This is a genomic window from Arsukibacterium sp. (assembly GCF_018402695.1).
Classification (GTDB): domain Bacteria; phylum Pseudomonadota; class Gammaproteobacteria; order Enterobacterales; family Alteromonadaceae; genus Alishewanella.
The window spans coordinates 133,333-148,409 of record NZ_JAGYIM010000017.1; the positions used below are offsets into that span (position 1 = coordinate 133,333).

A 15,077-nucleotide genomic window follows, 5' to 3' on the forward strand; every position below is an offset into this window, starting at 1 on the left:
GATGCAGAATCCTAGCATGGCCTCTTTCTATACAGGTTAGAATGCCCAAAAAACTATTTAAGAAATATCTACCATCAGCTGAAAAAATCAAGCAACAAAAACTTATTAATTTATTTGGAAGTTTGCTACATGATGGTAACCTTTGGCATTTAAACCGACGCTCGGCGCGCGGTGCTTTTGCTGTAGGCTTGTTCTGGGCGTGGATCCCGATGCCCTTTCAGATGGTTGCTGCGGCCGCTACGGCCATCCCATTGCGGGTAAATTTACCGTTAACTCTGGCATTGGTATGGACCTCTAACCCACTGACCATGCCGATTATGTTCTATTTAAGCTATCTAATTGGCACAGTCGTACTCGCCAGACCCCTGGAACCTTTTGCGTTTGAAGCCAGCCTGGAGTGGCTACGCTACAGCCTTGATACTATTGGTAAGCCATTTTTGCTTGGATCATTATTGATGGCGATAACAGCCAGTATCAGTGGCTATTTTCTGATTGACTGGCTGTGGCGATTATCGGTGAAAAAAGCGCAGCTGGCTAAGTTACTGAAAAACAGAAAAACAGCAAAAGCTAGTGCTGACCAAGAATAGCAGCCGGCTCAACTTTGCTGGCGCGCCAGGCCGGATATAACGTCGCCAGCAAGCTTAACAGTAATGCAATGCTGAAAGTCAGCGCTACGTCCTGCCAACGCAACAGCGATGGCACAAAATCGATAAAATAAATACTCGGATCCAGCAGCGAACTGCCGAGAAAACGGGTCAAGCCAGCAAACAGTTGTTCGATGGTACTGGCCAGCAGCACACCAAAACCAACGCCCAGCAGCGAACCAATTAAACCGTTTAACCAGCCCAGCAGCACAAAGGTTTTTATCAACTGGCCGGGCGCCATACCCATGGTCAGCAAAATAGCGATATCCGCTTCTTTTTCCCGCACCGCCATCACCAGCGTCGCCACGATATTAAAACACGCTACGCCAATCACTAAGGTTAAAACCAGATACAAAATTGCCCTGACCATCTGAATGTCGTTGTAGACATGGCCCTGGGCACCAAACCAGTCACGCATATAAACATAGTCTTCTGTTAACTGCCCCAACTGGCGGGCTTTTTGCGGCGCGGCAAAAACATCATCTATCCGAAACGCCAGGCCATGCACCTCACCTTCTGGCACGCCCAACCATCCTGCCAGTGCGTCGATATCAACCCACACCTGACTGAAATCCAGCTGACCACCTATTGACACCACTGCACTGACGGTCAGATTTACCGTGCGATGACTGGCCAGGCTGCCATCTGCGGCAAACCGGGGCAGCATAAGTTGTAAATTCTGACCTACCTGAATCTCTAACGCGTCGGCGATCCCCTGTCCCAGTACTATTTGCAGGTCATTCAGCGTAGTCATACTGCCCTGACTGACATACTCTGCGACCGCGCTGATCTGCTGCTCATGGCTCAGGCTCACGCCCCGTACTTGTGCTGCTTTAACTGCACCGCTGTGGCGAAGCATGCCGTTGGCTTTAATAAAAGGTGCACCAGCAATGACCCCGTCGGCACTGGCCATGGTCTGCAGTTTGCGCGGCCAGTCGGCCAGGCTGTAATCTACGGCTTCTAATTCAATATGGGGGATCACTGACAGTAAGCGGTCTTTTAATGCTTGCTCAAAGCCATTCATCACTGACAGCGCCAGAATAAGAATTGCGACCCCCAACGCAATGCCAGAGGTCGAAGAAGCCGAAATAAAGCGGATAAAACCACTGGTGTGACGGGTCGAACGGTAGCGCTTTGCCAGTTGCCAGGCCAGACTAGCCATGCATCACCTCAAGCTGACCTTCCCGCATCAGGTACTGAGTATCAAGCCTGCCTGCCAGTTCAGTGTCATGGGTTACCACTACAAAACTGGTCGCCATGCTGGCATTCAGCTCGCGTAATAACTGGTATATCGACTCTGCGGTATGCTGATCCAGATTGCCGGTAGGCTCGTCGGCCAGCACCAGTGCCGGTTGGGTAACCAATGCGCGGGCAATCGCCACCCGCTGCCGCTCGCCACCGCTCAGTTCAGCTGGCTTGTGATGGCCCCGATGGCTCAGCCCCACCCGCTCAATCAGTGCTGCAGCTTTAGCCAGCGCATCGGTGCGTTTTTCGCCACGGATAAACAGCGGCATAGCCACATTCTCCAGGGCGCTGAAATCCATCAGCAAATGATGAAACTGATAAATAAAACCCAACTGCTGGTTGCGTAGCCGGGCCTTTTTTGCCGAACTCAAGCCGGCCAGTGGCTGGCCGGCGATATAAACTGAACCACTGTCAGCCAGATCCAGCGCGCCCAATATATGTAACAAGGTACTTTTACCCGAGCCGGAACTGCCAACAATGGCAACCATTTCACCGGCAGCGATACTCAGGCTGACGTTGTGTAATACCTGGGTGACCACTGTGCCGTCACGGTAACTTTTACAGATATGCGTCGCTTCTAATACTTTATTCATCGCGTAAAATTTCCGCCGGATTAACTTTAACGGCCCGCCAGGCCGGATACAGCACTGCCAGCAAGGTCAGCCCGACCGCGCACGCAAAAATAGTAACAATTTGCAGCGGGTTCACCGCCACCGGCAAAGCCATACCACTGGCCAGTTGCAGCCCAAACAGGCTTAACACTTCATTGAGTTGCAGGCATAGCAGTAAGCCGGCTACTACGCCCAGCACCGCACCCACCATACCATTCACCACGCCCTGAAACGCAAATACTGCAAACAACTGGCTATCCGTCATGCCCAGCGTTTTTAAAATTGCCACTTCAGCCTGTTTTTCAGTCACCATCATCACCAGGGCCGACACTATATTAAAAGCCGCTACGGCGACTATCAGTAGTAACATCAGCCACATCATGGCTTTTTCCATTGCCACAGCGGCAAACAACTTGCCCTGACTTTGCCGCCAGTCAGATACGTCACTGAAGCTGCCGCTCTGGCTCAGGCGCTCAGCCAGCAGCGGTGCACTGAAAGGTTCCACCAGACTAAGTCGCCAGGAAGGTTCGCGCCCGGAAACCGGCAATAGCCGTGCCAGATCATCTAAACGGGTGACTGCCAGCACGCTATCGACCTCGGACCCGGTATCGACTATACCCACCACCTCAAATAAGCGCTGGCGCGGTAACCAGCCAACCGGGGTATAGTTGCCCCCCTGCGCCAGCATAAATCGCAGTTGCTGGCCACGGCTTACTTCAAGCTGCTCAGCCAGGCCTCTGCCCAACACCACACCGTAGCGGCTTGTCGCAAAATCCTGCCAACTGCCCACCACCAATGCCTGTTGTAAAAATTGTGGAATTTGGTCCGGATTTATACCTTGCAACATTACCGCATTAAGTTGCCGCGGTGCCTGTACCAGGGCTTCAGATTGTAAAAATGGACTGATATCCTGCACCCCATCATTAGGCCGCAACAAACTCTGCCAATCCGTAATATAAGGTTCAGGCATGACCACAAGGTGCGGTATTACGCCGAGGATCCGTTTTTTCAAATCACCCTCAAAGCCATTCATCACCGAGCTGACCAGCGTTAACGCCATGACACCCAACAAAATGCCGGCAACGGAGAAAAAAGTGATAAACGAAATAAAGGCATTACCCTTACGGCTCTGGCTGTATCGGATACCAAGCAAAATGCTGACGGGTAATTGCATGTTAATATTCAGGACTTTGCCTCGGTTAGATGGTAAATTAGCTGCAAAAATCGCTGCTGATAATAGTGATTATTAGCCATAATGACAAGCAACCTTAATCGAGGCCTGCTATGGACCCAATATTACAGTCATTAACCGACGCCTATAACGACTACTTCAGCGTTGAACACGACATCACCGTCAATTGCCAAGTGTATTCCGGCACCCTGCCAACTGAACAGGAGTTTATCACCAGCATTCCCGAACCGTTTTTACTGGCAGGTGAAATGGGCAGCCTGAATATGTCAGCGCTACGCTCACTGAACCGGATAGGCGAGCTGGCCGATGAATTAGCCAACTATTTGCAGCAACAAGCCCGCAAAATTGATTTATTGCTACACTACGTCCTGCGCCAGCAAGACAGCGCAGAACACCGTCAGTTTACGTTAAGTTACGGTGGTGCAGGCTTATGTTTGCAAAGCTCGCAGCCCATCCCGGCGCTTACCCTGGTTGAGCTAAAAGTATTTCTGGCAGAAAATGAAGGTGCGGTTTATTGCCTCGGCCAGGTAATCAGTGCAGAACAGGCAGACAATGGCTGGCAAATAAAAGTTGTGTTCAGGCGGATTAGAGATCAAGATCGCGAGCTTATCGTCCGTGCCAGTTTGCATCAGCAGTCCCGGCAGCTGAAACAAAAAGCTGCACTGCGTCAGTTACCGGAATAAGCGCACACAGCCACAAATTAATGCGATACCTTTAATCGTGTTTTTTTATCGTCAGCATTTTGTATAGGGTTTCAGGTTTTAATGAGTTTTATTACGTTTTTACCCCGGATTAAACGCCCGCAGGATCAACTTAGCTGGGGTCAGTTGCATGGTGCTGCGCTACCCTATGCCATTGCCCAGCTGGTTCAGACAGAACCCGCCGTATATTTGTTAGTGGTGCCTGACACTCCAAGTGCCTTAAGACTTGAGCAGGAACTGGCGGTATTTCTGGATGATAGTAGCTGCCCGGTGCTAACCCTGCCCGACTGGGAAACCCTGCCCTATGATGTGTTTTCACCGCATCAGGATATTATATCCCAGCGTCTGAAAACCCTTTATCAATTGCCCAGGCTTAGCCATGGCCTGGTTATTGTGCCCGTCAGTACCCTGTTGCTAAAAATCAGTCAGCGCAACTATCTGGAGCATGCCAGCTTTCTGATTAAACAAGGCCAGCAAGTCGATTTAACGGCCTTAAAATTACAACTGACCGCAGTGGGCTACCGGGCTGTCGATCAGGTGATGGAGCACGGTGAGTTTTCAGCTCGCGGCTCCTTGCTGGACTTGTTTCCAATGGGTTGCAGCTTGCCGTTTCGAATTGACTTTTTCGATAATGAAGTCGATGGCATCCGCACTTTCGACCCGGATAATCAGCGTAGTTTAAACCAGGTTAACGCCATTGAATTACTGCCGGCCCATGAGTTTCCTACCGATAAAGCCGCTATTGAACGCTTCCGGCTGCGCTATCGGGAGCGCTTTGCCGCCCGCAATGAGAAAGAATCGTTATATCAACAGGTAACACAAGGTATTTTCCCGGCGGGTATTGAATATTATTTACCGCTGTTTGCCGAGGACACGGCAAGTTTATTCAGTTTTCTGCCCGCTGGCTGCATCGCTTTAACTTATGGTGACGTTGAACATAGTGCCAACCAATTCTGGCACGAGCTTAAACGCCGCTATCATGATCGCGCCATTGATACGATGCGGCCAATTCTGCAGCCGCAAGAGCTATACCTGCAAACGGACGAGTTGTTCAGTGAGTTAAAAGATTTCAGTCGGATCAAGCTCAGCCGCGCCACATTACCAGCCAGGACCGGCCAGGTTAACGCTCCGGTTGCAGAGCTGCCAGAGCTGAATATCCAGCATCAGTTAAAGCAGCCACTTAGCTTGCTAACTGAATTTTTACTGACGTTAAAACAACAAAACGGCCGGGCGATATTCTTTGTAGAGAGCGAGGGCCGCAGAGAAAGCCTGCACCAGCTGTTTAGTAAAGCGGGGATCCGGGCGCCTGAAATAACTAAACTGGCCGATTTTACCAGCAGTGATGCTGATCTGGTGATGCTGGTTGGCGCATTGGAACAAGGCGCCCTGCTAAGCACGACACCCCCCTTGGCACTCATCAGTGAAAACGAGTTATTTGGCCAGAAGATCAGCCAGCGCCGGCGCCGCAAAAAAAGCCAGCAGGTTTCCTCCGACACCATTATCCGTAACCTGGCAGAATTAAGTGAAGGTCAGCCGGTGGTGCATTTACAGCATGGTGTTGGGCGTTATCAGGGGCTACAGGTACTGGACGCCGGCGGGATCAGTGCCGAATTTGTGACCATCGAATACGCAGGCAGCAGTAAGTTGTATGTACCGGTTTCATCCCTGCACCTGCTAAGCCGCTATTCCGGCAGTGATCAGGAACATGCACCTCTGCACAAACTTGGTAACGACAGCTGGGAAAAAGCCCGGCGTAAAGCAGCAGAGAAAATCCGCGATGTCGCGGCCGAATTACTGGATGTTTATGCCCAGCGGGCTGCCCACAAGGGCTATGCTTTTACTATTGATCAGGAACAATACGCTGCTTTTGCTGACAGCTTTCCGTTTGAGGAAACCGCCGATCAGCAGGATGCAATTACTGCTGTGCTAAACGATATGCAAACACCACAACCGATGGACCGGCTGGTATGCGGTGACGTGGGCTTTGGTAAAACCGAAGTGGCCATGCGTGCCGCCTTTATTGCGGTTAACGATGGTAAGCAGGTGGCCATATTAGTGCCCACTACCTTACTGGCACAACAACATTTCGACAACTTTAAAGACCGTTTTGCCAACTGGCCGGTGCGGGTTGAAGTCTTATCCCGCTTTGTCAGCCCGAAACAGCAAAAAGCTATTTTAGAAGATGTGGCCAATGGCAAAGTCGATATTTTAATTGGTACCCATAAATTACTGCAGGATGACATTAAGCTGCATGATTTAGGCCTATTAGTCGTGGACGAAGAACATCGCTTTGGCGTGCGGCAGAAAGAAAAAATTAAGGCGCTTCGGGCCAATATCGATATATTAACCCTGACTGCCACCCCCATTCCGCGTACCCTGAACATGTCGATGTCTGGCATGCGTGATTTATCAATTATTGCCACCCCTCCGGCGAAACGGTTGGCGGTGAAAACCTTTGTCAGAGAGTTTGAAGCCAGCTTGCTGCGCGAAGCCGTGATGCGGGAAATACTGCGCGGTGGCCAGGTTTACTTTTTACATAATGACGTGGCAAGCATCGAAAAAATGGCCGCTGACCTTGCGGAACTGGTGCCCGAAGCCAATATCGCTATTGCTCATGGTCAGCTGCGTGAGCGCGACTTAGAACGGATAATGGCCGATTTTTATCACCAGCGTTTTAACTTACTACTCTGTTCTACCATTATTGAAACCGGTATCGATGTACCAACTGCTAATACCATTATCATAAACCGCGCCGATAACTTTGGTTTGGCACAGTTGCATCAGCTACGTGGTCGGGTTGGCCGCTCGCACCATCAGGCATATGCTTACTTGCTGACGCCACCACCAAAACGCTTGAGTAAAGATGCTGAGAAACGACTGGAAGCCATTTCATCACTGGAAGATTTAGGCGCCGGTTTCGCATTGGCCACCCACGACCTGGAAATTCGCGGCGCGGGCGAGTTATTAGGTGATGAGCAAAGCGGTCAGATTGAAACTATTGGCTTCACCCTATACATGGATATGCTGGAGGAGGCGGTAACGGCCCTGAAAGAGGGCCGTCAGCCCAGTCTGGATATGATGTTAAGCCAGCAAAGCGAAATTGATTTAAAAATTCCGGCGTTGTTACCCGATAGTTATATTCCTGATGTAAACTTGCGGCTGTCATTCTATAAGAAACTGGCCAGCGCCAAAGATGAAACCGAGCTGGATGATGTCCAGGTAGAATTAATTGATCGCTTCGGCCTGTTACCCGATGCAGCAAAAAACCTGGTAAAACTGACTGAGTTTAAGCAGCAGGCGCAAGTTCTCGGGATCAAACGAATTGAAGCCAATGCCAAGGGCGGCTTAATTGAATTTGCTGATAAAACCCGGGTTGCACCAGCGTATATTATTGGCTTAATTCAACAACAAAGCCGGATATTTAAGCTCGAAGGTGGTCAGAAATTGCGTTTTGCCATTGCCAGTCCCGATGCCAAGGACCGGCTGACCCTGGTTGCCAATATGCTGGCTGATTTCAGCCAACATCAGCTGGAGAAATCATGAAACTAATTGCAGTACCAACCTTATTCCCTGTTATAAAAAGAATGTCGGCCCTAAGTAAGGCATTAATCGGGGCATTGCTGCTCACAGTCAGTGGCACAACTGCAGCGAATACTGCGGCAGAGCGCTGGTTTGAAATAGAACTTATTGTTTTCAGTCCTGCCCGCAGCGTCGAGCTGAAAGAACAATTTGATAATGAAGTAAAGCCAATTCGCCTTAGTAACAGCTTTGATTTAGTTACTGCTAAATACCAACCAGACATTAAGCCGTTACTTAATGCACTAACGCAATGTGAAGGCACTGAGGCCGCACAGAGCCCGCTTTTACCGGCAGCCCTGCGCAACTGGCAGCAGTGGCAACCAGCGTTCTACCCGTTACTTTGCCAAAGCGAAACCCAGCCTCCTGCCTGGCAGCGTACTGCATTGTTTCCGGAGCAGTTATTAAATACCCAGTTGCCAATGCCCGACAGCCTGCCGGTAATGCTTGCAGGAAAATCCGACCTCCATCAGCCTGGGCCTTATCTGGCACCGAAGTCAGCATTTGGGTTAACAGAACTGGCCACTAAAATCAGTCGTCAGCCAAATCAGAACCTGCTGTTACATACCGTATGGCGCCAGGCGCCGGTAACCGAGAAACGGGCAATACCCAGCCGCTGGTTTGGCGGGTCGAATTTTTCAGAATTAGTCGATTACTGGGGCCGTGACCGCAACCAGGATGCCACCGATGATGCCGCCGCTGCAGCAGAAGCGTTATTTCAAAACGAGCAGCAAGATGATTTGTTTAGTGCGATAGATAGTTTACTGGATCAGCTTAATGCCGCCGGCAAACTTGAAGCCCTGCAGCGGCACGATCAACAATTGCCACAAATCAGTGACAGCCTGTCCAACCTGCCGGACGATATCTGGCAGCTTGACGGTCTATTTAAACTTCACCTGGACCACTACCTGTTTATAAATACCGATTTTAACCTGCGTCGTTCTAATCCTGACGGTAGTATACAAAGTATTAATGTCAAACAGAGTCGACGGGTTATCAGTGGCGAATTGCATTATCTCGACCATCCTTATCTGGGTATGATTATACAAATCAGACGCTTTCAACCACCTGAACCTGAGGCAGAACCAGAGGCAGAACCAGAAACGAGTTCCACAACTAACGCTGTAGCACCGTTATCAGCACCGGGCAACACGCAGCAATAATACCGGCCGGCCAGCCTGATTACAGAAAATCTGAACAAGGCTGTTGCTTTATTTAAAAAAGGAACTAAACTAGCGCCCTAGTTACATATTTATACAAATAACAACGGGTAAGTAACATGGATTTTTCCTACATTACAGTTACCCGTTAACCACAGCCAGAGATCAATGGACGATTTAAACTTAAATCCGGAATTTACACCTGGGCACTATGTGCTGTTATTGCTGTTACTGATCTTTGCCAGTGCCGGCAGTACGCTATTCGGCTGGATAATGCCGGGTGCGGCAGATAGCCTTTGGTTAGATGTATTACCGCCACTACTGGGTTTATATAGCCTGATGCTGTTGTTTAAAGGGCTTGGTATCATTCGTTTGCCTTCGGCTGCTGTATATTCAGCCATTCTTACCCCGATAACCCTGGTTAGCTTTTATCAATTTTTGCTGTAGCACGTTACCACAATAGAGTATGATGCGCCCCTGATCGCTATTGAGGATAACTGATGTCAATTAACTGGTTTCCGGGCCATATGCACAAGGCCCGCAAAGAAATTGCTGAGGTAATGCCTCAGGTTGATATCATTATTGAAATGCTTGACGCCCGTATCCCCTTCTCCAGTGAAAACCCGTTGGTGCCGCAGCTACGCGGGAATACCCCCTGCATTAAGGTATTGAATAAAGCAGATTTAGCCGATCCGGCACTAACTGCAGTCTGGGTTAACCACTTTGAACAACAAACTGGCGTACGGGCCATTCCGATCAGTCAGCAACATCCGGAACACATTAAAGCCTTGTTAAAGTTATGTAATGATATGCTGCCAGAGCGAAACCTGGATATTCGCCCGGCCCGGGCGATGATTATGGGTATTCCGAACGTTGGTAAATCAACGCTGATTAATACCTTAGCCGGTCGTACCATAGCCAAAACAGGCAACGAAGCCGGCGTTACCAAGGCCCAGCAGCGTATTAAGCTGGAAAATAATGTTGTGCTAACCGACACCCCGGGCTTTTTATGGCCGAAACTCAGCCCGCCTACTTGCGGTTACCGGCTTGCTGTAACCGGTGCCATTAAAGACACCGTGTTCGAATATGCCGATATTGCCCTGTTCGCTGCTGACTACTTGTTACAAGTATATCCGCAGGCCGTAATGCAGCGCTTTGATTTAACTGAGCAGCCTGACTCTGATCTTGCCTTGCTTGACGCCATTGGCGTGCGCCGAGGCTGTATGCGTAAAGGCGGTGTGGTCGACCTGGAAAAAGCCGGTACAATACTTATCACTGAACTGCGTGCAGGCAACCTCGGGCCCGTTACTCTGGAAACGCCAGACATGGTCAGCCAGGAACAAATTGATGCTAAAGCGGAAGAGGCTGCGAAGTCGAAAGATAAAGCCGAACGCGAAGCAGAGCGCAAGCGCAAAGCACAGCGCAAGTATCGCTAACAATGACTGAAATCTGCAGGCTAGCTGAGTTTATAGTTAGCTAAGTACTGCAGCAAGCTGCTGTTGATATTCAGTAAACTTTTCCTGCTGCTCCGGCGCAAGCTCTGCATACTGCAATTGTTGAACAACACTGTTTGCCAGGGCAATATGCCCGGCATCCAATGGTTGCTGCCCCTGTAACGCCACCAGCACCTTCAGAATATTCAGCGCTACATTCATATTATTCGGGGTCAGCGAAAATGCCTGCTCCAGCGAATTAAGGGCAGCATGAAATTTGTCGCGCTTAAAAAACTCTACCGCCATCCGGTTTAACTGCTGCGGGGTAAAATGCACCGCCGTGCGCTCCGCTGCTTCTTGCTCGATATACTTGCCCACGACCTGATTAGTTAGACCGCTGCCAGCAATTTGCCGTTTGATCGCCTCGAGTAGTGACACGGCTTCTTCGCGCCGGCCGAGTTCATGCAGCGCCTTAACTTTGTCCAGGTTGTCATCAACTGACGTGGTCGGCCGTAGGCTAAGATGATTATCGACAATACTCTCTGCTTTGGTCCGCTCTTCCCGGGCCGTGTGCAGCCTGGCTCTGACCACCAGAAATTGATCTTTCAGCTGGTTTGCCAGTGGTAGTTGTTTCTCCAGCTCTGTTAGCACCAACTCTGCCTGATTCAGCACTTTCACGGCGTCGGCTTTATCAAGCGTCGTGGCGTAATCTATACCCGAGCGCACCACATTCAACCTGAGCAGCGGCGAGTCATGAATTGAGTTTTTGGCATATTTAGCCATAGCGATAGTGGCCTGATACTGGCCGGCATGATCGTGGTTCAACCGCGCTAAATCGAGCAGACGCTTATTCCGTTCAATATTACGCGGCGCCAGCTGGCTGGCTTTTTTTATTTCCTGATAGGCTTGCTGGTAATCCTGCTTGCCAATGTAATAATGGGCGAGCATATCGTAGGTAGCGAAACGGGTGTCGGTTTTGTCGGTAAGCTGTGCCAGCAACGCCTGAATATCCGCCAGTTTGTCCTGTTCCAGTAGGGCTTTGATATAGCCCAGATACACCCAGGATATTTTATGGGTTTGCAGCAAGTTGTTATAGTACACCGCAGCGTCAGTGAACTCGCGCAAATGCAGCAGACACTCGCCTTTCAGCCGTTTCATTTGCATATGGTATTTACTAAGCCCGGTATTGAGCAAATGGCGCTCAGCAAAATAAATAGCTTTGCTGTAATCCTGGCGGTCCATTGCCTGATAAACGTTAAACAAGGTGCGTTTTATTTCCAGGGTTACCGGCAAACGGTTTTGCACATGTTTGCTGCTTAATGGTTTTACCCAGAAGTCATCCGGTTGCAGTTCAACAATACTATTTACCAGATGTTCACTGGTTTCCGCGCTGAGGAAAATCAACACAGTACATTTAGTAACGTGACGCTTAAATTTCAGTTCTTCCAGCAAATGAAAGCCATCTTTGTCGCTTTTAACATTAAAAGCGCAAATCACTACATGAAATGTGGTTTGTTCACAAAGCCGCAGCGCATAATAGGCATTCTCAGCACACTTAACATTTGCAATGCCCAGCTCAAACAGCGCCGATTTAATAACATTTTGGACCAGTACCTGATCATCGATAATCAGTACATTTAATTTATCAGAGGCAATTAATTCCTGTAGTTCCATCTGGGGCATTTACGTCCTTGTTAATAGCAGCAAGCTGCCGGGCAAGCAACTTATACGCTTATGTTAGCAAGCCCGAATGCAAGCAGCATAGCGCCGCCTTATTAGGAACGCCAGCGATTTAATTAGCCGACTAAAACAGCCTTTAACGCTCCAGCACGACCCGATAACGGGCCTTACCGCTTTTTAAATGGGCGATAGCATCATTAATTTTGTCAAACTTAAAAGTTTCTACCACCGGCTTAATATCATGCTGCACCGCGAATTCCAGCATTTTCGCGATGGTTGCCGGGCTACCCACCGGCGAGCCTGATACGCTGCGCTGGGCCATAATTAAATTAAAAACCCCGATATCCAGTGGCTCCAGTGTGGCACCAACAAAATGCAGCCGGCCTTTTGGTTTTAACGTCGACAGGTATAAATTCCAGTCGAGCGCTACGTTGACGGTAGAAATAATAAAATCAAAACGGCCGGCAGCCTGCTCGATATCCGCAGCATTGCGGGAATTAATACAATGATGAGCGCCCAGCTCTTTTGCTTCTTTCGTTTTACTGTCGCTGGAGGTAAAGGCGGTGACCTCACAGCCCCAGGCCCGCAAAAACTGCAGGCCAAGATGGCCAAGACCACCAATACCAATCACCGCCACTTTATCGGTCGGTTTAACATCAAATTGCACCATCGGGTTAAATACGGTGATACCGCCGCAAAACAGCGGCCCGGCCGTTTTGGCATCCATGCCCTCAGGTAGCGGCACTACCGCACTGGCATTGGCCCGCACCTTATCGGCAAAACCACCATGGTGCCCTACTATGGTACCTTGAGCACTGGCACATAAGTTATGGTCGCCACTGCCACAGGTACTGCACACCTGGCAGTAACCTGAATGCCAGCCCAGGCCAACCACCTGCCCTGCTTTAAGATGGCTGACAGCCTGACCAACCGAGGAAATTCGCCCTACCACTTCGTGGCCGGCTACCAGCGGATAGGCCGACATACCCCATTCGTTATTCAGCATGGACACATCTGAATGGCAAATGCCACAGTAATCCACGTCTATCTCTACCTCGTCGCGGCCAAGTGTACCAGCCTCATATTGCCATGGTACCAGTTTGCCCCCGGCATCCATCGCGGCATAAGCGTTTATCTTGTTGTTACCTGACATAATCACTCCTGTTGGTTTTATCCGTTTAACGTAGCTATACAGCTAACAGTATTGACCAGATCTGCCATTGTGCTGGGAAATATCTGCCATTGCTCATTTTTCAACCAGCAATACCTGTTTCTTGCGCTGCTTTCAGGTATAATCCGCCGACTTTTTTCAGGCCGCACCCATTTTAAGAGACACTATGACAGTACAAACCTATGACCCAAGCCAGACCACTACGCTGGATACCTCTGCCAAATCCATCGCACAGCAGGCTAATGCCGGCAGCAGCAAAGGTAATACTATCGGTTTTGTGTCACTGGGCTGTCCGAAAAACCTGGTTGATTCTGAGCGGATCCTGACCCAGCTAAAAAGCGAAGGCTACAACATCGTGCCAAGCTATGACGATGCCCAGCTGGTTATTGTTAACACCTGCGGCTTTATCGACAGTGCGGTACAAGAATCACTGGATACTATTGGTGAAGCGCTGGCAGAAAATGGCAAGGTGATTGTTACCGGTTGCCTGGGCGCACGCGAAGATGAAATTCGTCAGGTGCACCCGAATGTACTGGGTATAACCGGCCCGCACAGCTATGAAAATGTGTTAAAGCAGGTGCATGAGTTTGTACCCAAGCCAAAATACGACCCATTTACCATGCTGGTACCGGATCACGGCGTTAAGTTGACGCCGAAGCATTATGCCTATTTAAAAATTTCCGAAGGTTGCAACCACCGTTGTACCTTCTGCATTATCCCCTCGATGCGCGGCGATTTAGTCAGCCGGCCGGTCGGCGAAGTGCTGGATGAAGCACAGCGCTTGAAAAATGCCGGCGTTAAAGAGCTGCTGGTTATTTCACAAGACACCAGCGCTTACGGTGTGGATGTGAAACACCGCACCGGTTTCTGGAATGGTGCGCCGGTAAAAACCTCGATGCAGGCACTTTGTGAAGCCTTAGGCGAGATGGGTATCTGGGTACGCTTGCATTACGTTTACCCCTACCCGCATGTGGATGACATTATTCCGTTAATGGCAGCGGGTAAAGTGCTGCCATACTTAGATATTCCGTTTCAACACGCCAGCCCGCGTATATTAAAACTGATGAAACGTCCCGGTCAGGCCGAGCGGGTACTGGAGCGGATCAAGAAATGGCGGCAAATTTGCCCTGAGCTGACGATCCGTTCAACCTTTATTGTCGGCTTCCCGGGGGAAACGGAAGAAGATTTCCAGATGCTGCTCGACTGGTTAGACGAAGCCCAGCTGGATCGCGTTGGCTGCTTTAAATACAGCCCGGTGGAAGGTGCCAAAGCTAATGAGCTTGCTGACCCGGTACCGGACGAGGTAATGGAAGACCGCTACCATCGCTTTATGCAAAAGCAGCAGGCAATCAGCGCCGCCCGGCTGCAGGCTAAAATTGGCAAAACTATTAAAATATTAATAGACGAAGTAGACGATGAAGGCGCCATTGGCCGAAGCTTTGCCGATGCGCCGGAAATTGACGGCGCGGTGTACCTAAACGGCTTAACCAGTGTTAAACCCGGCGACATTATCGATGCCGTGGTAGACGAAGCCGACGAATATGATTTATGGGCCTCATTGGCTGAGTAAAGCCAGCGCAGTAGTAATTAACCCAAACAGGCAGCTTCGGCTGCCTTTTTTACGGCTAAAATGCCGCTGTGCCACTCGCACAGCAGGTTTCACT

At 49.9% G+C, this 15,077-nt stretch carries 12 protein-coding genes; 7 read left to right on the forward strand and 5 right to left on the reverse strand.

Features of this window, described 5'->3' with window-relative positions:
• Positions 1–41: 41 nt before the first annotated feature.
• The gene (locus KG631_RS11150; protein ID WP_213999800.1) at positions 42–587 is read left to right on the forward strand and encodes a DUF2062 domain-containing protein; all 546 of its coding nucleotides are present in this window, start codon (positions 42–44) and stop codon (positions 585–587) included.
• On the opposite strand, the gene KG631_RS11155 is transcribed toward KG631_RS11150, so the two are convergent.
• Genes KG631_RS11155 through KG631_RS11165 form a run of 3 tightly spaced genes read right to left on the reverse strand, consistent with a single transcriptional unit; the run spans position 568 to position 3,674 of the window.
• The gene (locus KG631_RS11155; protein ID WP_213999801.1) at positions 568–1,806 is read right to left on the reverse strand and encodes a lipoprotein-releasing ABC transporter permease subunit; all 1,239 of its coding nucleotides are present in this window, start codon (positions 1,804–1,806) and stop codon (positions 568–570) included. The genes KG631_RS11150 and KG631_RS11155 overlap by 20 nt on opposite strands.
• The gene (gene lolD / locus KG631_RS11160) at positions 1,799–2,482 is read right to left on the reverse strand and encodes a lipoprotein-releasing ABC transporter ATP-binding protein LolD (protein WP_213999802.1); all 684 of its coding nucleotides are present in this window, start codon (positions 2,480–2,482) and stop codon (positions 1,799–1,801) included. Before lolD ends, KG631_RS11155 begins: the two co-directional genes overlap by 8 nt.
• On the reverse strand, positions 2,475–3,674 hold the full coding sequence (locus KG631_RS11165; protein ID WP_213999803.1) for a lipoprotein-releasing ABC transporter permease subunit: 1,200 nt from the start codon (positions 3,672–3,674) through the stop codon (positions 2,475–2,477). The genes lolD and KG631_RS11165 overlap by 8 nt, the downstream gene beginning before the upstream one ends.
• Before the next feature lie 110 nt (positions 3,675–3,784).
• Between KG631_RS11165 and KG631_RS11170 the strand changes: the two genes are divergently transcribed.
• The 5 genes from KG631_RS11170 (at position 3,785) to ylqF (ending at position 10,565) form a co-directional block, all read left to right on the forward strand.
• Positions 3,785–4,375: a PilZ domain-containing protein gene (locus KG631_RS11170; RefSeq protein WP_213999804.1), complete on the forward strand. Its 591-nt coding sequence runs from the start codon at positions 3,785–3,787 to the stop codon at positions 4,373–4,375.
• Between the two features lie 81 nt (positions 4,376–4,456).
• On the forward strand, positions 4,457–7,936 hold the full coding sequence (mfd, locus tag KG631_RS11175; RefSeq protein ID WP_213999805.1) for a transcription-repair coupling factor: 3,480 nt from the start codon (positions 4,457–4,459) through the stop codon (positions 7,934–7,936).
• Positions 7,933–9,132, forward strand: a complete 1,200-nt coding sequence (locus KG631_RS11180) for a CsiV family protein (RefSeq protein ID WP_213999806.1) — start codon at positions 7,933–7,935, stop codon at positions 9,130–9,132. Before mfd ends, KG631_RS11180 begins: the two co-directional genes overlap by 4 nt.
• Positions 9,133–9,297: 165 nt before the next feature.
• On the forward strand, positions 9,298–9,576 hold the full coding sequence (locus tag KG631_RS11185) for a hypothetical protein (protein WP_213999807.1): 279 nt from the start codon (positions 9,298–9,300) through the stop codon (positions 9,574–9,576).
• Between the two features lie 53 nt (positions 9,577–9,629).
• On the forward strand, positions 9,630–10,565 hold the full coding sequence (ylqF, locus tag KG631_RS11190; protein WP_213999808.1) for a ribosome biogenesis GTPase YlqF: 936 nt from the start codon (positions 9,630–9,632) through the stop codon (positions 10,563–10,565).
• A gap of 36 nt (positions 10,566–10,601) precedes the next feature.
• On the opposite strand, the gene KG631_RS11195 is transcribed toward ylqF, so the two are convergent.
• Together KG631_RS11195 and KG631_RS11200 are read right to left on the reverse strand one after the other, a co-directional pair.
• On the reverse strand, positions 10,602–12,245 hold the full coding sequence (locus KG631_RS11195) for a response regulator (RefSeq protein WP_213999809.1): 1,644 nt from the start codon (positions 12,243–12,245) through the stop codon (positions 10,602–10,604).
• 133 nt (positions 12,246–12,378) lie between these two features.
• Positions 12,379–13,395: an NAD(P)-dependent alcohol dehydrogenase gene (locus tag KG631_RS11200; protein WP_213999810.1), complete on the reverse strand. Its 1,017-nt coding sequence runs from the start codon at positions 13,393–13,395 to the stop codon at positions 12,379–12,381.
• A 184-nt stretch (positions 13,396–13,579) separates the two neighbouring features.
• Between KG631_RS11200 and rimO the strand changes: the two genes are divergently transcribed.
• Entirely contained in the window at positions 13,580–14,983 is a 1,404-nt protein-coding gene (gene rimO, locus KG631_RS11205) for a 30S ribosomal protein S12 methylthiotransferase RimO (protein ID WP_213999811.1), read from the forward strand.
• Positions 14,984–15,077: the final 94 nt, after the last annotated feature.